Here is a 23371-nt window from a genome sequence, read left to right on the forward strand (position 1 = left end):
GCCCCATTCTTTGCGCAGTCTTATTGCGCAAAGGGTGGGTGGCGCGGAGCGCACAAACCGGATGCATCAGTAAGCTTCGGTCAAAGCAGCAGATCCCTCCGCTACGCTACGGGATGACAAAGAGGAATGAGACAACCAAGGCGCTGCCCGCCGAAACTAACGTCCCGGAACAGCAAGGGGCTTCGCCAGATACTCGTGCGGCCCATCCGCTCCGAGCAGATACTTCACAAAATAATCCCAACGCCGCCGCATCATGTACGACGCCGCATCCGCATAGCCATGATGCACGTTTGGAATCATGATCAGGTCGAAGTCCTTATTTGCTTTGATCAATGCATCCACGACCAGTAACGTGTTGTTCGGTGGAACGTTGTCATCCATGGTGCCATGCGCCAGCAGCAAGTGACCACGCAGGTTCTTCGCCAGCGATTCGTTCGCCTGGTCCTCGTAGTTTTTTCCTTCCAGCAGACCGATCCACTTCTCCGCCCAGTCGTCTTCGTAGACGCGGTTATCGTGATTGCCACTCTCTGCAATGCCTACCTTGTAAAACTCCGGATATCGGAACATCGCATCCGCCGTGGCATTGCCGCCACCGGAGTGGCCCCAGATGCCGACGCGGTCCAAGTCCATCCACGCGTTCTGCGCCGCAAGCTGCTTGATCGCAGCGATCTGATCGGGCAGCGTGTTGTCGCCAAGATTATTGAAGTACGCATCATGAAACTTCTTCGACCGGAACGGAGTTCCCATCCCATCCAACGCAATGACAATAAAGCCGAGTTCGGCCAGCGCCTGGTTGTCTCTGCGAGAAGCGGAAAAACTTCGCGACCCTACAGAACCCGTCTGCGGTCCAGGATAGATGAAGTTCACCACCGGATACTTCTTCGCCGCGTCGAAGTGCGACGGTTTGAACAGCAGACCATAGAGATCCGTCTTCCCATCGCGCGCCTTCGTCACAAACGGCACCGGCGGCACCCATCCCGCAGCCTTCAGGCGCGTGATATCGGTATGCGCGATCTCCGCGATAATCTTTCCAGTGTTGTCGCGCAGCACGATCACCTGCGGTACATCCGGGCGTGAGTACGCATCCACAAAATGCCTTCCATCCGGCGCGAGGGTAATGGCGTGATTCGCATCTTCCGGTGTGAGCAACTTCAATCCAGAGCCATCCAGATTCACCGTGTAGAGATGAACGAAGTAAGGGTCGCGCCCCGGTTCCTTGCCCGAGCCCAGGAAGGTCACCACACGCGTGTCTTCGTTTACGTGAAGCACCTGCGTCACATTGCCTTCGCCGTGCGTGATCTGGTTCTTCAGCTTGCCCGTCGCGGTGTCGAAAAGGTAAAGCTGTCCCCAGTTATCGCGCTCGGAGAACCACAGCACCTCGCTCGACTTCGCAAGATACTTCCAGTTCACCTTGTCATTTCCGCTTTCGAAATACGTGGCTGCCTTCTCCTGCATCACTTCGCGCACATCACCTGTTGCAGGGTCTGCGATGCGAAGATTCTCCTGCCTGTGATCGCGCGAGGTCGAAAGGAACGCAAGCTGCTTCCCATCCTCAGACCACTGCACGTCCTCCCAACCTCCGAAGCAGGAGATGTCATCGCACAACGAGCTGCGATGCTGGTCTGGAGCCATCTTCAGCCGGGTGACCTTTCCACTCGCAGCATCTACGACGACGCGCTCGATCATCGTTACGTCCTTGTCGCCCGGCAGCGGATACTTCCAGGCCTCCAGCTTCGGATGCCCCACCACCGTACTCACCAGGTACATCTCGCCGGTATTGCGCTGGTCCTGCTGAAAGGTCGCAATGGACTTCGAATCCGGCGACCACACCACGATAGGTTTGTCCGTGTGCTTCCAACCGGCGTTGTCCGTCGCATAGCCAAAGTCCTTCACACCATCGTGCGTAAGCTGCCGCTCCTGCTTACTCGCGATATCGCGCACCCAGAGGTTCCAGTCGCGAATGAAAACCGCCCTCTTCCCGTCGGGGGAAAGCGCAGGATCGCGCTCTCCGCCGCGTCGTCCCGAGGCTCCACCCTCTGGCGCAGTCTTCTCGCTCTTAGCGCCTGTGGCAACATCCATAGCAAAATTGGACAACTTGCCACCCGTCCGTTCGCGCCACGTCACCACGCCATTTCCCTGCCAGACCACGCGGTCCACGGCGTGGTCCACAAGGGGAGCCGTGCCGCTCTCCAGCATGGACTCCGCCCGCGCGTAGTCGGCGGCAGTGACGGCGGGAGCCTGCGCAAGGAGAGCAGGCGCAAGCAGTAACGACGAAAATAGAAGGGTGCTCGGAAGGAAAATCCTCATGGCAGCCATCCTACCGGAGCACGTCTACTTCCCTCGGATCTTCCATAAAAACTGCCGAAAGAATCCGAGCCATATCGGGACATCCGCCCCCGGCATCTGCAGCCGTCGCGTCAGAGCGCGCAGCCGGACCTCGCTAGCATTCCCCGGAAACCGCTGCATATAGTCAGCCTCTTCCAGTGCCTCGCGCAAGACGGCATCCAGCAGCCCAAGCTGCTCCGCCGTAGCGGGCGCGGCATCGGTCGAAACCCGCAGCGGCACCGCATTCCCACGCACCAGTTCATACAGAATCACCGCGGCGGCCTGTCCCAGGTTCATCGAGACATTCGTCGCAGACATCGGAATCGTCAGCAACCGCTGGCAGTGTGAGAGCGCCTCGTTCGAAAGGCCCGTCTTCTCCGAACCAAAGAGGATCGCGATCTTGTCCGCTCCTACATGCTCCAGAACGTCGGGCAAGGCATCCACCGGATGCTCCGGCTTGCGCTCGCCGATGGCCGTCGTCCCATAGATCAGTTGGCAGTCGGCAACGGCCTCGGCCACGCTCCCAAACTCCCGCGCTGCCTGCAGTACATGGGAAGCATTCACCGCACTTCGCGCCTCGGCGAGCGGAATGGAGTAGTCATTCACCAGCCGCAGGTCATCGAAGCCGAAGTTGCTCATCGCCCGGGCCACCGCACCGATATTCAGCGGATTCCGCGCCCCCACCAGCACTACGGCAACACGGTCGCGCAATCCAGCCTCACTCTGCATGACTTCCATTCTATGCAGCGGCAGGCAAAGCGCAGGAAACACTCAGAGCGATAGACTGGAAGTATGCCCACGTATACGCAACCCACAGATCCGGCGCTCCTCAATCCCGCCGCGCTTGTGGCCGATCTACGCGCGGAAGTGGAACGCGCCTCCCTTTACTTTGCCTCGCTGGATGAAGCCACGGCTTCGCAGCCGCTGGCTCCCGGCAAGTGGTGTACCCGTCTGACGGTCGGCCATCTCATCGACTCTGCCGGAAACAACCTCCAGCGTGTCGTCCGCCTCAGCATCGACGAAAGCCTCGAACTCCCCGGCTACCAGCAGAACGAGTGGGTCACCGTGCAGCGTTACGACCTCCGTCCCTGGACCGAGATCCACGAACTCTGGCGCGCGTTGAACCTGCATCTCGCCCACGTCATCGCGCAGATCAATCCCGCACACCTCACACGCATCTGGCACTTCAACGAAGGCGACGTCACCCTCGGCTTCATCGTCGAAGACTACATCGCGCACCTCCGCCATCATCTCAACGCTCTGCCGGGGTACCGCGCCTAGTAAGATGGCCGATAACTTCGCACAGACCGTCAAAGCCCAGGCCGACATCGTCAAGATTATTGGCGAGTACGTGAAGCTGCGCAAATCCGGAGCGCAGAACTACTCCGGCCTCTGCCCCTTCCACAAGGAAAAGTCGCCTTCGTTCTCCGTCAACGCCACGCATAGCTACTTCTACTGCTTCGGCTGTCACGAAAAAGGCGACGTCTTCTCCTTCGTGCAGAAGCTGGAAAACATTCCCTTTCCCGAAGCCGTCCGCGTCGTCGCGCAGAAGTGCGGCATTCCTTTGCCGAAGCGCGAGTTCAACTCCCCGGAAGAGGCTCGCGACGCGGGCATTCGCAGGCAGCTCCTCGACATCCACGAAGCCGCAACGCAATGGTTTGAAGGCCATCTCAAAAGTCCTGAGGCGGCCCGCGCGCGCGAATACCTCACCAGCCGCGGCGTTCCCCCGGAGACCATCGCGAAGTTCCGCATCGGCTACGCTCCGGACGACTTCAACACCATGCGCGACGCCATGGCAAAGCTCTTCAACGACGAAGCTATGCGCGCCAGCGGCCTCTTCTCGTCAAAAGAGCAGGACGACAACGGTCGCCCGCGCGGCTCTCTCTACGCACGTTTTCGCAAACGCATCACCTTTCCCATCGCCAACGAGCAGGGCCGCGTCATCGCCTTCACCGCGCGCGCGCTCGATAGCGATGAGAAGTCCGGCGCGAAATATATGAACTCGCCCGAGACACCGCTCTACACCAAGGGCAACGTGCTCTTCAATCTCGACAAGGCCAAGGCCGCCATCCGCGCACAGGACTTCGCGCTCCTCGTCGAAGGCCAGATGGACTGCATCTCCGTCTTCATGGCCGGCGTACAGCCCGTCATCGCCACCAGCGGGACCGCTTTTACCGAAGCGCAGGTGCGGCTACTCTCACGATTCACCAAGCGCGTCGTCGTTAACTTCGATCCAGACACCGCAGGCGCTAACGCCGCCGAAAAATCTCTTTCACTTCTCACCGAAGAAGACTTCGAAGTGAAAGTGGTCACGCTCGAAGGCGGTCTTGACCCCGACCGCTACGTGCGCGAGCACGGCATCAAGGCCTACGCCGACGCGCTCCGCACCGCGAAGCCGCACGCCGAATATCTCATCGAGCGCGCCCGCGTCCTTTATCCGCAAAAAACCGCCGAAGCCAAGGTGAAGGCCGCGAACTACCTTCTCCCGCATATCCGCCGTCTGCCCTCCGCCATCCAGCGGCAGGACTTCGTCACCAACGCCGCGCAGAAGCTCGGCATCGACGACGCCCTGCTCCGCGAAGAGCTGCGCCAGGCCGCCGCTGCGCGCGTAGAAAGCGTCCGCTCCAGCGGACGAGACGCGTTGCATGAGACCGAGCGCATTCTGCTCCGCGCCCTCGTGCGTCCGGAGACTGACCCCGCACGCATCCACGCCGCAACCGAGATCAGCATGCATCCCGAGTGGGTCGAAGGCCTCACCTCCGGCACGCTTCTGGAACGCCTCGCCAACTCCCCCGTCACCGACAACCCGCTCGACGCAGCCAGCGGCGCGGAAGAACACCTGATCCTCGCACGTGTGCTGGAAAACGAAGCGGAGACCGACAGCAATGCCCTCGTCCTCGACGTGCGCAACGCCCTCAACACCTTGGAACGAGGCCGGATGGAGCGCCGCCAGCGTGAGCTCCGCGCCCTGATGGCCGACGCCGAACGCCGCAACGACAGCGAAGCAGGAAAGCAGTTCGCCGCAGAAGCCGCCCAGATCGCCCGCTCCCTGCGCCTCCTGTAAGTCCCGTGCCCCATTCTTTCGCGGCTTCATCGCGAAAGGGAAAGAGTGGGTCGCGCAGAGCGCACAAACCCGATCTCTGAGGAAAACAAAGCAGATCCCTCCGCTACGCGACGATAAAGCTGTCGCTCCGGTCGAGATGACGGAGGACATCACCCACCCCACACCACCACCGTCATTTCGGCCGAGCGCGGAGCGGGAACGGAGAAATCTGCTTTTGTTATGTGCCGAAGGCACATCCGATCGCTACGCGATAGCAAAGCGGATCCCTCCGCTTTGCTACGGGATGACAAGGAAAGTTGGCTGACTTGCTACTCGCTAACCTGCTGACTCGCTAGCTCACCGACTGCAAATGGAACGTAATCGTCCCCCAGAACAACTTCGCCCGGATCTGCACCGGCAGATGCCGCACATCGTCCGTGTACCAGATCGTGATCGTTCCACGGTTCTTCACCACACCCGCATCAGCCGTAGGCTGCACACGCACCGTCTGGAAAGTCCCAGCAGGCGTCTTCACTTCTTCGTGAGCCTCGACCCGCATGGTTACGGCCACCGTGCGCATCGCGTCCGCCAGCGGCAGTTTGATGTCTCCACCAGGAATCAGTCGCTGCGAACCTACATAGAAAATTCCCGAAAGAGAATCCGTAACACAAGCAGGAATCGGAGCCTCAAGCTGCTTCACCGTGCCCTTGCCCAGGTTGCGCTCCACCTGCACCTGCTTGCCAAGCTGCCCAGCGGCTGCCGGTGGCTGGAAGATCAGATCGCTTGAGACCTTTCTCCGACCCTCTTGCGTCTGTTTGCTGAACCCGACTGAGCATCCCGTTTGCGTATTGAAGCTGGATTGAAAGCGGTCCACCACCTGGTAGATCATATTCGTCGCGCCCACCGTGTCCGCCGTCGCCGAAACCTTCGTCACCGGGCCCACCTGCTCCAGCTTGAACACCGCCACACCTGCGGTAAAGACGCGCCAATCCACGGCATAGGTCAGCGTCTGCTTCTGGGGAAAGCTATATCCCGCTGCGGGAGGCTGTAGTACAGGCGCCTGTGCCGGGTCGATCCCACCCTGCGGAGACACGAAATTCGAAAGCTTCTGCGCCAGCGTCGTCTTCGGCGTCACAGTAGCCGCCGTCTGCGCGCGCGCTCCCACCCACGGGCACGCCGCAACCGCCAGCACCGCTCCACAAACCCATCGTTTGCAATGATTCAAACCGTTCAGAAACACGTTCCCTTCGAGAGCAAAGCGGTGCGAAAACAAGATCCAATTCAGTGCGAAAACCACACCATCCGCACCACCAGAGCAGCATACACAGCCACCGCCCCCATCAGAGCATTGTACTCACGATGTTTGACGTAGAGCGCTTTGGAGAAGCTTCCGCCCCCCGAGGTATAGCCCACTCCTACCTTCGCCGGTGTGATCCGCGGTACCAATCTGGGAACGGCCCGCGCGTACTCCTCAAATTCCGGAAAATGCCCGCGCAGAAACTGCTCTTCACCCCGTATCGTTGGCAGGTAAATCGATAAAAACAAAGCACCAAGCGCCACGGCAATCTGCCAGCGCGTACTCGCTCCGGCAAACCCGAAGGCGATCAAAATCGACCCCAGATACAGCGGATTCCGCACGTACGCATACGGCCCCGTCATGGCCAGTTCGGCATTCTTCTTCACGTAACCTGACGCGTATCCGCGCAGCCAGAGTCCCGGCACCACCAGGAAAAAGCTCCACACCAGCGACACGGGCGTAGGCCGGGCCAGCCATAAAAACACCGCCACAAATACAAATCCCAGCGGAACCCGAACCCTCCGCGCAATCTTCTGCCAACTCATTCCTGCTCACGCCCTTCCAGCAACTGCACCGCCGCGCGACTCACATCCGCCACGGAGATCCGCAGCAGACCCGCTTCGGCCTCTTTATATCTTCCATGATCCGTGACGCTCGCGCCGTCCCGCAGGACGACAAACCGTGGATGCGACCCGCGATTCCGGCCTGGATAAGGCCCGTTCCGCGCCGGGTCCGTCGGCCCAAAGACCCCCACCATCGGCACCCCCAGGGCATCGGCCAGATGCAAAGGTCCCGTATCCCCGCCGACAAAGAGGACAGCCCGCCGCATCATCGCGATCAACTGCCGCAGTGTGCACTCCACCGCCTCGGCCCTGCCATCGCTGGCTGTCACCACAGCCGCTGCCAGCAGATCGCCACCCGGCACAGCATTCACCAGAACGCGATATCCACGCTCCAACAGATCGCCCGCAACCGCGCCATAGCGCTCCGCAGGCCACTGCTTCGCTCCCCACCCGGCACCCGGTGCCATCACAACGATCTTCCGTGCATCTCCGGCCAGCAGAATGTGACACCAACGCTCCGCCGTGGCATCCACCGGCAACGCAACTTCTCCGACACCGACCTCGGGAGCAAGACCGCGCGCGATCTCCACCGCCTGATCGATCACATGTGCTTTCTGCGTTGTTACCCAAGAGGTATAAAACCACTGTGCCTGCTTCTCGCGAGGAGCATCAGCTCCGATGACTACGGAAGCCCCGCTCATCCACGCAATCACCGCAGACCGGATCGATCCCTGCAGATCCAAAGCCACGTCATACCGGCAAGACCGCAGCTCCGTGCGCAGACGCAAGATGTCCTTCACTGTCGCAGGAGAAAAAGGCCTCTTTCCCCAGACCTTCGTTGGAGCCAGGTGGACTCGATCTACCAAAGGCATCTCCCCGCTCGCATCCTGCAATAGCGCCGCCCATCGCGGCTCAATCACCCAGCCGATCTCGGCATCCGGCTCCAGCGCGCGCAGACCGGCAACGACGGGCATCGCATGCAGCACGTCGCCCATCGCTCCCACGCGCACGATCAGGATGCGTTTACCCATGCAGGTCTTTCACGATCAACTGCTCCATCTGTTCCAGCACAAGCGCAGGCGATTCGAACTCCACGCGCAGCTCCGCCACCGTCACCGGCCCCACTTCGCGAAGCCGCGCCAGCATAGCCTCGTTCAGCTTCACAAAGTCCTTCGCCGTCGTCACCCAACCGTCGGCGCCCGCAGCCTTCGCCCGCCGCAGCAGCGCCGCCACATCCGCGTCTTTGTAGAGGTGATGATCGCGAAAGGCCATCTTTCCGCCGGCCGCAGGAAGCATGGCAAAGAAATCCTTAGGCCGCGCCAGGCCGCAGAACGCAAACGGCTTCTTCGACTCCGCCTTCAGACACAAGACCCGCCGCGCCACCCACACAAACTTTTCCGGTCCGCAGAGACGCTCCACCACGGGCCGCAGTTCATCTGCCTCGTCCCCGCGCAACAACACAGCACCCGCGCGCGCCAGGTTCTCCAGCGGCTCGCGAAGATTCCCCGCAGGCAGAAGATGATCGCGAAGATCTTCCCGCGTCAGCAGGACGATATCCACACTCCGCCGCAGACGCCGGTGCTGAAATCCATCGTCGAGCAGATGCAGATGGTGCCTGCCCCGTCCACCGCTTCGCTCCGCCAACTCGCCCGCCGTCAGGCGATCCGCACCAACGTAGACCGGCACCTTAGGCAACGTCTGCGCCAGCATCAACGCCTCATCGCCGAATCTCGAAGCTGGCCCGGCCACGTCCACACGCTCCACCACCTTCGAGCGACGCCCATACCCGCGCGTCAACACATCCACCGTATATCCGTTCGCCTGCAACATCTCCGCCAGCGCAGCCACAACGGGCGTCTTACCCGCACCACCCGCAGACAGACTGCCCACACTCACTACCGCTCGCTTCAAACTGAAGACACGGTATGGTTCATGGTCGAACGCATAGTTCCTGCTCTTCACCACCGCGCGATACGCCCACGTCAGCGGCCACAGTAACGGTCTCCTCAAACCTTCACCCCCGCTCGCAAAATCGGCAACAGACGCTCCATCACCCTCTTGGTCGCACCCGCCTGCGACTCGAAAAACTCTTTTCCACGCAAACCCACGCCCTCATCGTCTCCCCATAACAGACGCGTTATCTCCGCACAGAGTTCCTCGGCAGAAACAATCCGCACCGCATCCTCTTCGAGCATGGCATCCACCATGCCACGAAAGTTCGCATAGTACTCGCCCATCATCACCGGAACGCCCCACTGCGCGGCCTCCAGAGGATTGTGCCCACCCATCGGCACAAGGCTTCCACCCACAAACGCCGCATCGCCCAGCGCGTACATCGCAGCCAGATCCCCAATCGAATCCAGCAACAACACATCGCCTCCGTGTAATGTTTCGTGCCCCATTCTTTGCGCAGCTTCATCGCGCAAAGGGTGGGGTAGGGATGCCCCAGGCAAACCAGCACTCTCTTTCCTCCAAGAACTCAACCGAATACACCGCAACCCGCGACTCTCCACCAGCTTCGCCACAGCATCGAACCTCTGCGGATGCCGCGGAGCCAGCACCATCACCGCATCCTGCCCGCGCCAGCACTCCAGCAGCAGACTCTCCTCACCCTCCAGCGTGCTTCCGCACACCAGCACGCGCGTCTGCTCCGTAGGCAAAGCCACTCGCAACGCCCGCACCAACGCGCTCTCTTCCTCCACTCTCACGTCATACTTCAAATTCCCGGTAGTCTCCACCCACTGCGAACCGATCATCCTCCACCGCCACGCATCCTCCTGGCTCTGCGTCAGGATCAAACGCACCTTGCCCAGCAGCGGTTTCCAAAGCCGGCTCAACTTCATATAACGCGGGAAACTCCGGTCGGACACGCGGCCATTCACCACGACAACGGAGACTTTCGCCCGCTCACACTCCACCAGCACACGAGGCCACAGCTCGCTTTCCATCAACACCAACGCACAAGGCCGCAACGCCCGCAGATAAGCCCGCACCGCAAACGCAAAATCCAACGGAAAATAAAAGACCCGCTCCGCTCCGTACTTTTCCCGCGCCAGTTTCTGCCCCGCCGCCGTCGTCGTCGAAAGCGCGACGCGCAGCCCGGACTCCTCAATGGCGGCGATCAACCGTCCCGCAGCCAGAACCTCGCCTACGCTCACCGCATGCAGCCAGACCACCTTGGGCTGAACCCGCAGCCGCGCGGGCACAAATCCCAGCCGTTCCCCTAATCCCTCGCGATACCGCCCACTCGTCAGCATCCGCAGGGCCCACCACGGCGCGCTCACCACAAGCGCCAGCGACAGCCCCAAGCTATAAAGCCACATCATTCTGTACACAAACTCCCGCGCTCACGCGTCCAATCTTTTGCCGACTGCAACAGGGAAGATGATAATCGCCACAACATGAATCTCCGCCGACTTGCCTACCTCGCCGTCCTTCTTCTCTGCGCCGTTACCGCGAACGCGGCCAAGAAAGAAGCGCCTCCCCTCGCCGACATCGCCACCTACCCGATGCTGGAAAAGCACGACAAAGAGCTTGTTACCATCGCCGCCGACCCCTACGACACACGCGCCCGCGCCGACTTCTTCCGCATCGACTACGTCGGCCACAGCATTCTGCCCGTCCGGATCATCATCCGCAACGACTCCGACCATCCGCTCGACCTCTCCGCCGTGCGCATCCAGCTCGAACCCCAGCACGGAGGCAAGCTCCCCGCCGCTCTACCCGAAGAGATCCACCGCCGCGTCTTCCATGTCAAGAACCCAACGCAGCAGAAGAAGCTCCCTTTCCCCACACCCAGCTTCTCCACCCCGGTCGATAAGAAGATCCTGCAGGACGATACCGACTTCAGCTTCCGCACCGCCACCATCGCGCCGCACACCACCGCCTCCGGCTTCCTCTTTTACGACATCGCCGACCTGGACGACGACTACCCCCTCCGTGGCGCGGACCTCTACTTCAAGATGATCAAAACCAGCGGCGGCAAAACAGGCGACGGCAAAGCCAGCACCGAACTCTTCCCGTTCACCCTGCCCTTCGACAAGTACCTCGCCACCAAAACCTCCGCTCCACCCTCCGGCGCCCACGTAGTCAAAACGGAGAAGTAAACCCGTGCCCCATTCTGCGCAGTTTTATCGCGCAAAGGGTGGGGTCGCGTAGAGCGCACAAACCGGATGCGTCAGGAAAATAAAAGCAGATCCCTCCGTTTCACTACGGGATGACAAAAGAGTAAATACGTAGCCCCTGAACCGGGTGCCCATGTCCCACTTTTGGGACATGGGTAATGCGCAAAGCGCATCCATCGAGCGAAGCTCGACCCTCATAATTCACGAGACAATAACCTCGTGCCCACCCAAACCCTGATCCGCGAAGCCACCACGGCCGACGCCCCCGAGATCGTCTCCCTCGTCCGCGAACTCGCCGCCTACGAACACGAACCTACCGCCGCCATCCTCACCGTCGAAGACATCCTCCGCGACGGCTTCGGCCCCGCGCCTTACTTCCACTGCCTCATCGCCGAACAGGACGGAGAAGTCGCAGCCTTCGCTCTCTACTTCTTCCAGTACTCCACCTGGGAGGGCCGACCCACACTCTACCTCGAAGACCTCTTCGTGCGCGAACGCTTCCGCAAACTCGGCATCGGCAAAGGCCTCTTCCAATGCCTCGCCCGGATCGCCCTCGACCGCAACTGCACGCGTTTCCAATGGGAGTGCCTCGACTGGAACAAGCCCGGCCTGGACTTCTATGAGGCCAACGGCGCGAAAGTCCTACGCGAATGGCTGAACCTGCGGATCACCGGCGAAGATCTTAAAGCCCTGGCTACGCCAGAAAAATAAGCGTTTCTGCTTCGAATAGAGAGTGCCATCGCCGATTTCTGAGCGAAATCCAAAGACCACGGATCCGGCGTACCTAAAAAATAAACCTGTCGCGCAAAGCTTATGCCCGAAATGGAACACCCGGATGTCATACTCGTTCCAAGGGCAAGCATCTCGGCCCAAGGCCCGGAGTTCGCGTGAAAAGCGTCTCACCAGCTCTACAGAGTTCGCGAGCGGGCCTCTCTTTCCTTCTGTTTGGGCCCGCCGCGCTCGTACTGCTCATGCAACCCACGCGCCTCTCCGGCCTGGATGCAGCGGCATGGTTAGTGGCTCTCTTCTGCGCCGCACTGCTCATGCGCTTCGCATACATTCTGCGAAAGAAACGTCGCCAGGCCACTATCAGCAACCTTCTGCTTGGACTGCTTCTCTTCTTTGCAGCAGAACGTCTCGCTGGCATCGCTCTCCGCTCGCCACAGCTTTCGTCGCTGATGCCTTACTTGCCCTGGATTCAGGCAGTCACTTCCATCGCCCTTACTTTGTGCGCGATAGCCGCCTTCCCGCGGATTCAGATTGCCCTGGCGCAGGCGGCGAGCGCGCGCAAGGAACATGCGGACTTCGTCGCCGCTGCAGAGAGCAGTCTCGACGACTTCTACATCTTTGACGGCATACCCGATGCCTCAGGCGCGATCGTAGACTTCCGCTTCCGCTATCTCAACGCCAATGCGGAGATGCGCTTGAAGATCAACCGTGAAGACTTATACGGAAAGGTCCTCACCGAGGTCCGGCCCTATATGATCTCCTCCGGCCTCATCCATCACTACCGGGAGATCGTCCGCACCGGCGTACCGTTCGTCGCCGAAATATTCATCGACGACGATAGGATCAAGGCCACCTGGATCAACGTGCAGGCCGTAAAACTCGGCGATGGCCTTGCCGTGACCAGCCGCGACATTACGGCGCGGAAACAGCTGGACGATCAGGTCAGATATCTCGCCCATCACGACCAGCTCACCGGACTTCCGAACCGAACCCTCATGCAGGACCGTCTGAATCAGGCCATCCTGCGCGCTGACAGGAGCAAGAACAAAGTCGCGGTCTTCGTCCTCGACATCGACCGCTTCAAACACGTCAACGATTCTCTCGGCCACTCCTGCGGCGACGCTCTCCTCGTCTCCGTAAGCAACAAGCTGCTCTCCTGCGTACGCAAAAGCGACACGGTCGTACGGATGGGCGGCGATGAGTTCCTCATCGTCATGCCCGAAGTCAAGAATCTGGAAGACGCGATGCAGTGCGGCCTGCAACTTGTAGAAAGAACGGCTACGCCCTCGCTCCTTGGCGACCAGGAGGTTGCGGTCACCATCAGCGCCGGCCTCAGCCTCTATCCGGACCACGGCTCCAACGTGGGGGAACTGCTCAAAAACGCCGACACCGCCATGTACCTCGTCAAGACCAGAGGCCGCAACGGCGTCCAGGTTTACACAGACATCGCTTCCTGAAATGCGACTCCGTGCCCATTCTTTCGCGGCATCTTGCGAAAGAATGGGACACACAGCAGATCGAAGACCCGCACGATATCCTGCAAACAACATGTCCATCGCCATCCAGACCCAGAAACTCCGCCCCGAGGCCAAGCTCCCCAGGTACGCCCACACCGGCCCCTGGGGCGATCTCGCCGCCGACCTCTACTCCGCCGAAGCCGCGGTCATCTCCCCCGGCAGCACCACGCTCGTCCCCACCGGGATCGCCATGGCCTTCCCTGCGGATTACGGCGCGCTCGTCGAAGACCGTAGCGGTCTCGCCGTCAAAGGCATCACCACCCTGGCGGGTGTCATCGACCCCGGCTACCGCGGCGAAATCAAGGTCGTTCTGACCAACGTCAGCAGCGCGCCCATCACCCTGGCCGCCGGAGACCGCATCGCCCAGCTCCGCATCGTGCAGCGCCTGCAGGCCGACTTTGTGGAAGTGGAAAAACTGGACGAAACCACACGCGGAAGTGGTGGATTTGGCAGTACCGGCGCATAATCAGGCCATTCGGCCTAGGCAAGCTACAATTTAGGAAGCGAGCTATGGCCAATCAGCAAGTTCAGCAACAGAATCCCGACGTCCCGCAGCCGGTTGAGATTACACCGGCGATCCTCAAGCTGCATAACATTACGGACGACGAGTACGCGAAGATCCACGCGACACTTTGTCGCACGCCGTCGCTCACCGAGCTAGGCATCTACTCCGTCATGTGGAGCGAACACTGCTCCTACAAGTCCAGCAAGGTCCACCTCAAGCGCCTGCCCACGAAGAGCGATCTCGTGGTCCAGGGCCCCGGCGAAAACGCCGGCATCATCGACGTCGGCGAAGGCTGGGCCTGCGCCTTCAAGATCGAATCGCACAATCACCCCAGCTATATTGAGCCCTACCAGGGCGCGGCCACCGGCGTTGGAGGCATCCTTCGCGACATCTTCACCATGGGCGCACGTCCACTGGCCGTGATGGACTCCCTTCGCTTCGGCCCGCTGGACGCGAAAGATCCCACGGAAGCCGCGAAGAACCGCCAGATCATGGAAGGCGTCGTGCATGGAGTGGCCGGATACGGCAACTGCTTTGGCGTTCCCAACCTCGGCGGCGAAACCCGCTTTGAGGAGTGCTACTCCGGCAATCCCCTGCTGAATGCCTTCGCACTCGGTCTCGTGCGCATGGACGAGATCTTCTACGCCAAGGCCACCGGCGTCGGCAACCCCGTCATCTACGTCGGCGCAAAGACGGGCCGCGACGGTATTCATGGAGCCACCATGGCCTCCGAAGAGTTCACCGAAGGCTCCGAACAGAAGCGCCCCAACGTGCAGATGGGCGATCCGTTCCTCGAAAAACTCCTCCTCGAGGCCTGCCTCGAAGTCATGCACCTTCCCTCGCACGCCGTCCTTGGTATTCAGGACATGGGCGCTGCCGGTCTGACCTGCTCGATCTGCGAGATGGGAGCGCGGGGAGGAGTCGGCCTGGACGTCGAACTCGACCTCGTTCCCCAGCGCGAAACCGGCATGACCAGCTACGAGATCATGCTTTCGGAGTCGCAGGAGCGCATGCTCCTCGTCGCAGAAAAGGGCAAGGAACAGGAAGTCCTCGACGTCTTTGCCAAGTGGGGACTCGATGCTGCCATCGTCGGTACAGTCATTGAAGAAAACCGCATGAAGATCCGCCAGCACGGCGTGCTGGTCGCGGACCTCTCCAACGAATCGCTGACCGACGAAGCCCCGCTCTACCATCGGCCCGTCGGCGTGTGGAAGGCTCCCGTTCCGCTCGAACCGCCCGCGTGGGTTCTGGAAGAGTTGCAGAAGCCGCGCGATTACACCGCGGACCTCAAGAAACTGCTCGCCTCCGGCAACATCTGCGACAAGAAGTACATCTTCGAGCAGTACGACAGCATGGTCCAGACCAATACCGTGCAGGGTCCCGGCGGAGAAGCCGGCATGATCCGCATCAAGGGAACTGGAAAAAACCGCCCTGAAGAGCCGGGTGAAGCCAAACTAAAAACTGAGGACTTGCAACTTGCAACTCCAAACCGCGAACGCGGTCTCGCGATGGCGCTCGCCGGAAACGGCCGCTGGACGTGGCTCGATCCGAAGCTCGGCGCGATGCACGCCGTCGCGGAAGCTGCCCGCAAGGTCGCCTGCACCGGTGCCAAGCCCGTCGCCGCGACCAACTGCCTCAACTTCGGCAACCCGATGAAGCCCGAGATTATGGCGCAGCTTTCGCTCGCCATCGACGGCATCGCGGAGGCCTGCACCGCACTCGGCACACCCATCACCGGCGGCAACGTCTCGCTCTACAACGAGACACGCATCGGCGGCGAAGCGGTCGGCATCTACCCCACGCCCGTCCTCGGCATCGTCGGCATCATCGACGATGTGACGAAAGCGGTTCCAAGCGGCTTTGTTGGTCGCAACGACGAAGTTATTCTGCTGACGGGCGCTTCCTCTATCGGCGAGCGCTCGCCCGAAGATCTCGTCAAGGAACTTGGCTCCACGGCCCTCGCTCAGTCGGTCTTCGGTACAACCTGGGGAACGCCACCGGCCTTCAACCTGCAGGACGAGGCCGCGCTGCACCAGTTGCTGCAGCTCCTGGCGAAGGAAGGCCTGCTGACTTCGGCCTTCGATCTCTCCGATGGCGGTCTGGCCGTCGCTCTGGCGAAGGCCTGCGTGAAGGGCAACGTCGGATGCGAGATCTTCCCGTCCCATCTCAACAACTCCCTGCGGCAGGTCAGTGAACTGTTCTCTGAGACCTCTGCCGTCATCGTCACGGCGCGCCCCGGCACCTTTGCAAAGATCGACGCACACACGGAAAAGGTCGGCACCATCTTCGCCCAGCATATCGGCATCACCGGCGGCGACCGTCTCACCATTCCGTTTGAAGATGCGAGCATCCGCATTTCGGTCAGCGATCTTTCTCTCGCATTCAACGAAAAGTTAGCGGCTGAGCGGGTCGATCAGGTGGTGTCCGCATGATCGACCTCACTGCCTTCCGGAACGCCGTTCAACAGCTCTCGTCCGCAATTCAGGAGCAGGCGCGTGAGCCCGAACGGGTTCTGCTCCGGGCAGGCTTGATCCAGACCTTTGAGTTCACCTATGAGTTGTCACATAAGATGCTCAAGCGATATCTCATGTCGGTTACGCCCAGCCCTGAGCAGATTGATCTGCTTACCTTTGAGGGCTTGATCAGGCTCGGTGATGAAGCTGGTCTCCTCCTTTCGCCTATCGCGGTCTGGAAAGATTTTCGCAAAGCAAGAACAGAAACGAGTCACACCTACAACGAAGAGAAAGCTGTCGCAGTGTTGAACAGAATTCCGGCCTTCGAACAAGAAGCGAAGCACCTGCTCGAACGGCTGCGGGAGAGGATCGAATCCCATGATGAGTAGTACCGGAATTGCAATATCAAACGAGGAAGCTCAAATTGTGTCTTCGATCCTGGCAACGCACCTCCCCGATCGGGAGGTCTGGATTTTTGGATCCCGAGCGAAAGGCACCGCAAGACGGCGGTCAGATCTGGATCTGGCCATAGGCGGAAACGAGCCTTTGCCGCTTAGCATCAGGGCCAGCCTGTTTGATGAATTTGACGCTTCGGATATCCCGTACCGCGTCGATATCCTCGACTTGACGACTATTACACCTCAATTCCGCAAAGCTATCGAGCAGGATTTCATCCCCTTTTCAGAAGCCCTACTTCACGGAGACCCGAACAACATGGAGAACTCCGAAGCTGACGATCACTTCGACAAGCTCCGCGAAGAGTGCGGCGTCATGGCCATATACAACCACTCCGACGCCGCTCGTCTCACCTACTGGGGCCTCTACGCTCTCCAGCATCGCGGACAGGAGTCCGGCGGCATCGCCGTCTCCAACGGCGAAGAGATCACTGACCTCAAGGGCATGGGTCTCGTCTCCGAGATCTTCACCGATCCCGTCCTGGAAAAGCTCCCCGGCCACATCGCCATCGGCCACACGCGCTACTCGACGACAGGTGACTCCGCCCTCCTGAACGCGCAGCCCATCTCGGTCGAGAGCACCAAGGGTCAGATCGTCATCGCCCACAACGGCAACCTGGTGAATCTTGGCACGGCACGCGAGCGTCTGGAACGCGATGGCGCAATCTTCTCCACGACCTCGGACTCCGAGATCATCGTCCAGCTTATCGCGCACTCCAAACACACCATGCTCGTGGACTGCATCGCGGAGTCGCTCTCGCAAGTTGAAGGCGCATTTTCCATCGTCATGATGACGCGCAATCGCATCTTCGCCGCGCGCGATCCACACGGCTTCCGCCCGCTTTCGATGGGTCGTATCAAAGGCGAGAACGGCGCTCCGGACACCTTCGTCTTTGCCTCCGAAACCTGCGCCTTCGATCTGCTGAAAGCCAAGTACGAGCGCGACATCAAGCCCGGCGAACTCGTCATGGTCTCGGAAGACGGCGTCACCTCGCGCTACTTCAACACCGACACCAAGCAGGCCTCCTGCGTCTTCGAGCACGTCTACTTCGCGCGTCCGGACAGCCGCATCTTCGGTCGCTGGGTGCAGCAGAGCCGCGATGAGATGGGCAAGACCCTCGCCCGCGAATCCGGCGTCCCTGCGGACGTCATCGTGCCCGTGCCCGACTCCGGTGTCACCGCCGCGATTGGCTACGCCACGGAATCCGGTATCCCCTTCAACTTCGGCCTCATCCGCAACCACTACGTGGGCCGCACCTTCATCCAGCCGGAACAGCGCGTCCGCGACTTTGGCGTCCGCATGAAGCTGAATCCCGTCCGCGCCCTGCTCGAAGGCAAGCGCGTCATCCTGATCGACGATTCGATTATTCGCGGCACCACCTCACGCAAGATCGTCCGCATGGTCCGTGCTGCCGGTGCCAGCGAAGTCCACATGCGCATCTCCTGCCCGCCGACCATTTCGCCCTGCTTCTACGGCGTGGATACTCCGAGCAAGAAAGACCTCATCGCCGCCAACAAGACTGTCGAAGAGATCCGCGCTTTCATCGAAGCCGACTCGCTCGCGTATCTCTCGCTCGACGGCCTCGTCCACTCCTGCACGGACAAAGATCCGACACCGAACACCTACTGCACCGCCTGCTACACCGGCAACTATCCCACGCAGTGGATCGACGTGAAGGAGATCCTTCCGGCCATCGCACACGCGGTCAAGCCGGATGAGATCATCCACGAAGACGAGGTTACGGAAGAGACCGTCAAGCCACAGAGCCAGCTGGCGTTCTAGAGTCAGCTGGCGCTTTAGGATCCACGGTCATTCCGCAGCCTCCCCTTTTTGTCATCCCGTAGCGAAGCGGAGGGATCTGCTTTTGCTTCCCGGCAGATCTGGTTTGTGCGCTCCGCGCGACCCCACCCTTTCGCAAGAAACCGCGAAAGAATGGGGCACAAGCCCGTTGTCCTCCGCTACCGGTCCCCTGGTGACGGATTCGCCTGCGTAAACTGACTGCAACAAGGCTTCGTATACGGCACGAACTCCATCAGCTCAATCCGGCTGGAATCCGGGTCCCACAGGTTGTACTGGTACTTCCCATCCAGTCCGGCCTGCGGCTTCATCTCGGCACCCTTCGGATCGCTCCACCCATTGGCCTTCAGCTTCGCGATGGCAGCGTTCATCTCCACCACGCCCAGGCTCACATGAAACGCGCTTCCGCGCTGCCGTGCATTGTCATGCGGTGACGGGTGCAGCATGTACTCAATCCACTCATGCGCATCCGGCGTCTGCAGACTCACCCAGTCGGGATCCGTTGCGTTCCCGGCGCGTCCACCGATCCAGTACGGCCTGAATCCCAGAACACTCAGAAATAAGGGATCCTCCTGCGCGCGATCTTTCACCGTGAAACCCGCATGAATGATCTGGTGCGAAACCTCGCGCGATGTATCGTGCACCGGATTATCGCGGTGCTTCACAAACGCAATCCGCGGGGTCGTGCGGTCCGCCAGCAGGAATCCGTCCGGAATCTTCGTGAAGTGCGTCACGCCACGCGACCGAAGATACTGCTCCAACGCCACGGGATCGGACGTCTCAAACCCGATCTCCTCCAGCATCGGCTGATCCGTCGACACACCCGCCTTGGCATCCATCTCAATCCGCTGCGATGTGCCGACGAGGTAAACATCCATCCCCTTCTCGTGCCGCAGCGTCAGCCCAAGCCCATCACCGTAGAGATGCTGCGCACCCGCGCGATCCGTCGTATAAAACCTCACATACGCAATGCCTGTGATCTTCGGCCGTGGCGGAGCAGCTTGCATCAACACCGTGCCGGCCAAAAATAGAAGTGCACCCAGAAGAGAGTTCTTTCTCATGGGCGCACTTTAAAGGAAGCCGATAGCCGTCGTCAAAGCAATCCTGCGGAGTGGCGCTTAACGCACCACCGCCGCGCAGGTGCGGCCCGCGCGGCGGTGGAGTCTCCCAAGTGGACAGCCTTAGAAGGAGACCTTCAAACCAAACTGAACAATGCGCGGATCGAACGTCGACGTGATCGCTCCGCCCGAAGCCGGCTGTACCAGTACCGCCGCCGTCGGGGAGATCGTTCCGCTGATTCCGCTCGGTCCCGCAAAATTCGTGTGATTCAGAATGTTGTAGAGCTCGCTCCGGAACTCGAGCTTGATCCTGTCTCCAGGCAGATCGAAACGCTTATTCACTGCCAGGTTCAGGTAGTTGATATTCGGCGTCCGTCCCGCATCGCGGCGCAGCGATCCGAATGGGCTCAGCGGTGCGCTCGCCGTTCCGCTCGCCGGCAGCGCCAGCGCATTCAGGTTGATGTACTGCAGCGAAGTCGTTCCGTTCGTCCCCGGCGTCTTCGTCAGCGACGTCAGCGGTCCATTGCCCACGCGGTTCGGACGATACAGGTTCGATCCGCGGAAGCTCGAAGCAATATTCGAAACGATGTTCGCACTCGTCGGGCTGTACGTAATGTTGAACGGCAGACCCGACTGCGCCTGGTTGACGGCCGAGATCTGCCATCCACCCACCACCTGGTTCATCACGCCAGCCGAATCCAGGAACTTCTTCCCCCGGCCAAACGGCACCTCATATACAAGGCTCGTCGTATTCACCAGCGGCTGGTCGTACTCCGAGTTCGCATACTCCGCGCTCAGGTTGTAGTAATCCTGCGGAGAAGGCGTATTCGCCTCCAGCGACGCGCCCGCGCTATCCAGCGTGTGCGAGTACGTGAACGAGTTCAGCAGCGTCAAACCCGCCACCATCCTCTGCTCATACCGCACCTGCAGCGAATCGTAGTGCGAATACGCCGTATGCAGAGCGATCGTCACATCGCCGTACGTCGGCAACGGCCGCACCAGCGCTCCACCAATCAACTGCTTCTGGTTGGAGTTCGCAAACTGCGCCAGCTTCAAACCGAAGTTGCCCACATACGCCACATCGATCAGCGTATTCTTCGCCAGCTGCCTCTGCCCCGACACATAGTAGCTATGCACATAGCTGTCGCGGAAGCGGTTCGAATCGATATACGTGATGTTGTCCGTCAGAGGATTGAACGCCAGCGTCCCCGGAAATCCCTGCTCCGTCGTCCGGAACGCGGCAGGCGCAGCCGTCACGCGCGCCGGTGCCTGGCTCTGCGTAATGAACAGCGCCTGCGGTGCGTTGATGGCAAGAATATCGCCCGATCCCGCGCGGCTGTAGTGCACATAGCTGATGCCATAGCCTCCGCGGATCGACGTCTTGTCATCCGGTGAAAAGTTGAAACCGACGCGCGGCGCCCAGTCGTTCTTATCCGAGTCCACCAGCGACCGATTGCTGTCCGTCGCCTGGATCATCGCCGCCGGTCCCTGGCTCGCCAGAGCCGGGTTGAAGTTTGTCTGCAGATTCTTCTGCTCCCAGTACGGAGATCCGTACTCGTAACGCAGACCCAGGTTGAACGTAAGCCGTGGCGTCACCTTCCAGTCATCCTGCAGGTACGCATAGTGCGACTGGTTGCGCAGATGCGCCACGAAGAAGCTCGAGATGGAGTACGAGTTCGGCGTTCCGAAGAGATAATCGGCGACATAGTTATCGGGAGTCGCAGCTTCGTTATTCACAAGCTGATGCGTGATGGGATCGTAGTTGCGGCTGAAGGCGCCGCTGTACGTCCAGCTTCCGTACAACGGATTCGTATCCTGCACTGCCATCCAGATGTGCTGGTACTCATACCCGATCTTGAACGAGTGACGCCCGACCACCCACGAGTAGTTGATCTTCGGATTCAGCAGCGCCGGGTTCTGAAACTGCGGATTCGTCGCCTGTCGTCCAAGCGTGGTAAAGCCGCTGATCGAAGTCGAAGGCAGACCGCCCGCAACCGAAGGATCGGTCGGCAGTCCCGGAAAGCTGAAGCTGTTGTCCCCGATCGAAAGCGAAAACTTTCCAGCCTTCGTTCGCGACAGACCGAAGCGCGCATCCAGGAACTGGTTGGCTCCGATAATGCGCGTCCAGCCCACGGCCACCTGCTGATCCAGGATCCGCTGCTTGCCGTTCGTGCTCCCGTCGATCGAGTTAGCAAAGAGCGGAAAGTCCGTCGCGTTCTGCTTCAGATCGCTCACGCGAACGAAGAACGTATTCTTCGGATTCAACTGGTAGTCCAGGCGGATCGAACCCTTATCCGAAAAATTCTGCGAGCGCTGCAGCGTCGTGTAGTTGTTCGTCAGGTTGTTATTGGTGTTCGTAGGCAGGGCCGCGAGTACACGCAGAGCCGTAGGAGAAAGGTTCGCCGCCGTCACCGGAATCTGCGTCCCCGCCGCGTACGCGGTCCCGCTGATCGGGTCATAGATCGTCTTTCCGAAGACGCGATTCCGCTGGTTCGCCGTCGGCAGAGTCACCGTCGTATTCTGACTGCGAAGCTGCCGGAAACCCTCATAGTCCACGAAGAAGAAGAGCTTGTCGTGCAGGATGGGACCGGCGAAGTTGCCGCCGAACTGGTTCCGGTTGAACTGCGGCTTCACCGCGTTCGCTGCCTTGAAGTATCCGATCGCATTCAACGCACGGTTACGAATGAACTCGTACGCCAGACCGTGATACGCATTCGTTCCCGACCGGTACGCTACGTTGAACGTTGCGCCCGAAGCCCGTCCATACTCCGCGCTCTGGTTATTCGTCACCACCTGGAACTGTGCGATCGAATCCGGCGGAGGATTAAAGATCTGGTTCGAAAATCCCTGGTTACTCTCGCCGTACGCGTTGTTGTCCATACCGTCGAGCAGGAAGTTGTTGAAGATCGATCTCTGCCCGTTCACGTTGTACGCGCCTTCGCGAATCAGGCCCGTCGTGGCCGTCGTGCTCAGCGTGCTCGGTGCCTGGTGAACGCCTGTCGAAAGCGCCAGCAGGTCGGAGTAGTTGCGCGACACCAGCGGGAGCGACGACGTCTGATAGTTCGTCACAATCTGTCCGCGCTGGCTCGTATCCGTCTCCACCAGCGAGTTCACGGCACTCACATCCACGGAGGTTACGGTGTTTCCCAGGTTCAGCGTCAGATCCACGCGCTGGCGTGCAGCAATCGAAAGCGCCACACCCTTCGCCTCCGCGGGTGCAAATCCCTCACCTGTTACCTGGACGTCGTACTGTCCGACGCGAAGTCCGGGAACCTCGTAGTTGCCCTCGGAGTTCGTCGTTCGGTTACTCACCGTTCCGTTGGCCGTGTTCGTTACAGTCACGGCCGCGTTCGGCACCAGCGCGCCGCTGGCGTCCTTGACGGTACCGATGATCGAGCCCGTCTCAAACTGCCCAAACGCAGCAGGAACAAGGGCCAGAAAGGCGATGAGGAGGAAAATGAGCGTAGAAATTCTGAAGCGCATACGGTGTGCACCTTGGGATAA

At 60.4% G+C, this 23371-nt stretch carries 18 protein-coding genes; 9 read left to right on the plus strand and 9 right to left on the minus strand.

The genetic code is table 11. The features are described 5' to 3' along the window. Positions 1-156: 156 nt before the first annotated feature. The gene (locus ACIPR4_RS18915; protein WP_013570275.1) at positions 157-2307 is read right to left on the minus strand and encodes a S9 family peptidase; all 2151 of its coding nucleotides are present in this window, start codon (positions 2305-2307) and stop codon (positions 157-159) included. A gap of 24 nt (positions 2308-2331) precedes the next feature. After that, positions 2332-3054 (minus strand): RNA methyltransferase, encoded by a 723-nt coding sequence (locus ACIPR4_RS18920; protein WP_013570276.1) that lies wholly within the window; start codon positions 3052-3054, stop codon positions 2332-2334. Positions 3055-3117: 63 nt separating this feature from the next. On the opposite strand from ACIPR4_RS18920, the gene ACIPR4_RS18925 reads away from it, so the two are divergent. Both ACIPR4_RS18925 and dnaG read left to right on the plus strand, forming a co-directional pair. Further along, a complete protein-coding gene (locus ACIPR4_RS18925) occupies positions 3118-3606 on the plus strand; it encodes a DinB family protein (RefSeq protein WP_013570277.1) in 489 nt (162 codons plus the stop codon). Positions 3607-3610: 4 nt separating this feature from the next. After that, entirely contained in the window at positions 3611-5389 is a 1779-nt protein-coding gene (gene dnaG, locus ACIPR4_RS18930; protein ID WP_013570278.1) for a DNA primase, read from the plus strand. 331 nt (positions 5390-5720) lie between these two features. Here dnaG and ACIPR4_RS18935 read toward each other — a convergent pair whose 3' ends face one another. The 5 genes from ACIPR4_RS18935 to ACIPR4_RS18955 are packed head-to-tail and all read right to left on the minus strand — an operon-like array spanning position 5721 to position 10554. Beyond that, complete coding sequence (locus tag ACIPR4_RS18935; protein ID WP_342612304.1) at positions 5721-6608, minus strand: DUF3108 domain-containing protein; 888 nt, start codon at positions 6606-6608, stop codon at positions 5721-5723. Between the two features lie 41 nt (positions 6609-6649). Then, the gene (locus ACIPR4_RS18940) at positions 6650-7210 is read right to left on the minus strand and encodes a methyltransferase family protein (RefSeq protein WP_013570280.1); all 561 of its coding nucleotides are present in this window, start codon (positions 7208-7210) and stop codon (positions 6650-6652) included. Further along, positions 7207-8259 carry a glycosyltransferase family 9 protein gene (locus tag ACIPR4_RS18945; RefSeq protein ID WP_013570281.1) on the minus strand — a complete coding sequence of 351 codons (1053 nt, stop codon included), beginning with the start codon at positions 8257-8259 and terminating at the stop codon, positions 7207-7209. Before ACIPR4_RS18945 ends, ACIPR4_RS18940 begins: the two co-directional genes overlap by 4 nt. Further along, positions 8252-9238 carry a tetraacyldisaccharide 4'-kinase gene (gene lpxK / locus ACIPR4_RS21900; protein WP_013570282.1) on the minus strand — a complete coding sequence of 329 codons (987 nt, stop codon included), beginning with the start codon at positions 9236-9238 and terminating at the stop codon, positions 8252-8254. Before lpxK ends, ACIPR4_RS18945 begins: the two co-directional genes overlap by 8 nt. After that, on the minus strand, positions 9235-10554 hold the full coding sequence (locus ACIPR4_RS18955; RefSeq protein WP_013570283.1) for a 3-deoxy-D-manno-octulosonic acid transferase: 1320 nt from the start codon (positions 10552-10554) through the stop codon (positions 9235-9237). The genes lpxK and ACIPR4_RS18955 overlap by 4 nt, the downstream gene beginning before the upstream one ends. 75 nt (positions 10555-10629) lie before the next feature. Between ACIPR4_RS18955 and ACIPR4_RS18960 the strand changes: the two genes are divergently transcribed. The 7 genes from ACIPR4_RS18960 (at position 10630) to purF (ending at position 18794) form a co-directional block, all read left to right on the plus strand. Then, positions 10630-11334, plus strand: a complete 705-nt coding sequence (locus ACIPR4_RS18960; RefSeq protein WP_013570284.1) for a hypothetical protein — start codon at positions 10630-10632, stop codon at positions 11332-11334. Between the two features lie 237 nt (positions 11335-11571). Next, positions 11572-12063, plus strand: a complete 492-nt coding sequence (locus ACIPR4_RS18965) for a GNAT family N-acetyltransferase (RefSeq protein WP_013570285.1) — start codon at positions 11572-11574, stop codon at positions 12061-12063. A 176-nt stretch (positions 12064-12239) separates the two neighbouring features. Beyond that, a complete protein-coding gene (locus ACIPR4_RS18970; RefSeq protein WP_013570286.1) occupies positions 12240-13538 on the plus strand; it encodes a sensor domain-containing diguanylate cyclase in 1299 nt (432 codons plus the stop codon). Between the two features lie 91 nt (positions 13539-13629). After that, positions 13630-14064: a dUTP diphosphatase gene (gene dut, locus ACIPR4_RS18975; RefSeq protein WP_013570287.1), complete on the plus strand. Its 435-nt coding sequence runs from the start codon at positions 13630-13632 to the stop codon at positions 14062-14064. A 44-nt stretch (positions 14065-14108) separates the two neighbouring features. Continuing rightward, positions 14109-16535: a phosphoribosylformylglycinamidine synthase subunit PurL gene (gene purL, locus ACIPR4_RS18980; RefSeq protein WP_013570288.1), complete on the plus strand. Its 2427-nt coding sequence runs from the start codon at positions 14109-14111 to the stop codon at positions 16533-16535. Further along, positions 16532-16945 (plus strand): HI0074 family nucleotidyltransferase substrate-binding subunit, encoded by a 414-nt coding sequence (locus tag ACIPR4_RS18985; RefSeq protein WP_013570289.1) that lies wholly within the window; start codon positions 16532-16534, stop codon positions 16943-16945. Before purL ends, ACIPR4_RS18985 begins: the two co-directional genes overlap by 4 nt. Continuing rightward, complete coding sequence (gene purF, locus ACIPR4_RS18990) at positions 16935-18794, plus strand: amidophosphoribosyltransferase (protein ID WP_013570290.1); 1860 nt, start codon at positions 16935-16937, stop codon at positions 18792-18794. The genes ACIPR4_RS18985 and purF overlap by 11 nt, the downstream gene beginning before the upstream one ends. Positions 18795-18970: 176 nt before the next feature. Here purF and ACIPR4_RS18995 read toward each other — a convergent pair whose 3' ends face one another. After that, positions 18971-19870: a VOC family protein gene (locus ACIPR4_RS18995; protein ID WP_013570291.1), complete on the minus strand. Its 900-nt coding sequence runs from the start codon at positions 19868-19870 to the stop codon at positions 18971-18973. A gap of 120 nt (positions 19871-19990) precedes the next feature. Then, the gene (locus tag ACIPR4_RS19000; RefSeq protein ID WP_013570292.1) at positions 19991-23350 is read right to left on the minus strand and encodes a TonB-dependent receptor; all 3360 of its coding nucleotides are present in this window, start codon (positions 23348-23350) and stop codon (positions 19991-19993) included. Between the last annotated feature and the right edge of the window lie 21 nt (positions 23351-23371).

Source organism: Terriglobus saanensis SP1PR4, from assembly GCF_000179915.2.
Lineage (GTDB): Bacteria > Acidobacteriota > Terriglobia > Terriglobales > Acidobacteriaceae > Terriglobus > Terriglobus saanensis.

Excerpts from the sequence above, each read along its gene's own strand:
- ACIPR4_RS18915 (WP_013570275.1), bottom strand. The coding sequence starts at position 2,307 with ATGAGGATTTTCCTTCCGAGCACCCTTCTATTTTCGTCGTTACTGCTT.
- ACIPR4_RS18920 (WP_013570276.1), bottom strand. The coding sequence starts at position 3,054 with ATGCAGAGTGAGGCTGGATTGCGCGACCGTGTTGCCGTAGTGCTGGTG.
- ACIPR4_RS18925 (WP_013570277.1), top strand. The coding sequence starts at position 3,118 with ATGCCCACGTATACGCAACCCACAGATCCGGCGCTCCTCAATCCCGCC.
- dnaG (WP_013570278.1), top strand. The coding sequence starts at position 3,611 with ATGGCCGATAACTTCGCACAGACCGTCAAAGCCCAGGCCGACATCGTC.
- ACIPR4_RS18940 (WP_013570280.1), bottom strand. The coding sequence starts at position 7,210 with ATGAGTTGGCAGAAGATTGCGCGGAGGGTTCGGGTTCCGCTGGGATTT.
- ACIPR4_RS18945 (WP_013570281.1), bottom strand. The coding sequence starts at position 8,259 with ATGGGTAAACGCATCCTGATCGTGCGCGTGGGAGCGATGGGCGACGTG.
- ACIPR4_RS18955 (WP_013570283.1), bottom strand. The coding sequence starts at position 10,554 with ATGATGTGGCTTTATAGCTTGGGGCTGTCGCTGGCGCTTGTGGTGAGC.
- ACIPR4_RS18960 (WP_013570284.1), top strand. The coding sequence starts at position 10,630 with ATGAATCTCCGCCGACTTGCCTACCTCGCCGTCCTTCTTCTCTGCGCC.
- dut (WP_013570287.1), top strand. The coding sequence starts at position 13,630 with ATGTCCATCGCCATCCAGACCCAGAAACTCCGCCCCGAGGCCAAGCTC.
- purL (WP_013570288.1), top strand. The coding sequence starts at position 14,109 with ATGGCCAATCAGCAAGTTCAGCAACAGAATCCCGACGTCCCGCAGCCG.
- ACIPR4_RS18985 (WP_013570289.1), top strand. The coding sequence starts at position 16,532 with ATGATCGACCTCACTGCCTTCCGGAACGCCGTTCAACAGCTCTCGTCC.
- purF (WP_013570290.1), top strand. The coding sequence starts at position 16,935 with ATGATGAGTAGTACCGGAATTGCAATATCAAACGAGGAAGCTCAAATT.
- ACIPR4_RS18995 (WP_013570291.1), bottom strand. The coding sequence starts at position 19,870 with ATGAGAAAGAACTCTCTTCTGGGTGCACTTCTATTTTTGGCCGGCACG.
- ACIPR4_RS19000 (WP_013570292.1), bottom strand. The coding sequence starts at position 23,350 with ATGCGCTTCAGAATTTCTACGCTCATTTTCCTCCTCATCGCCTTTCTG.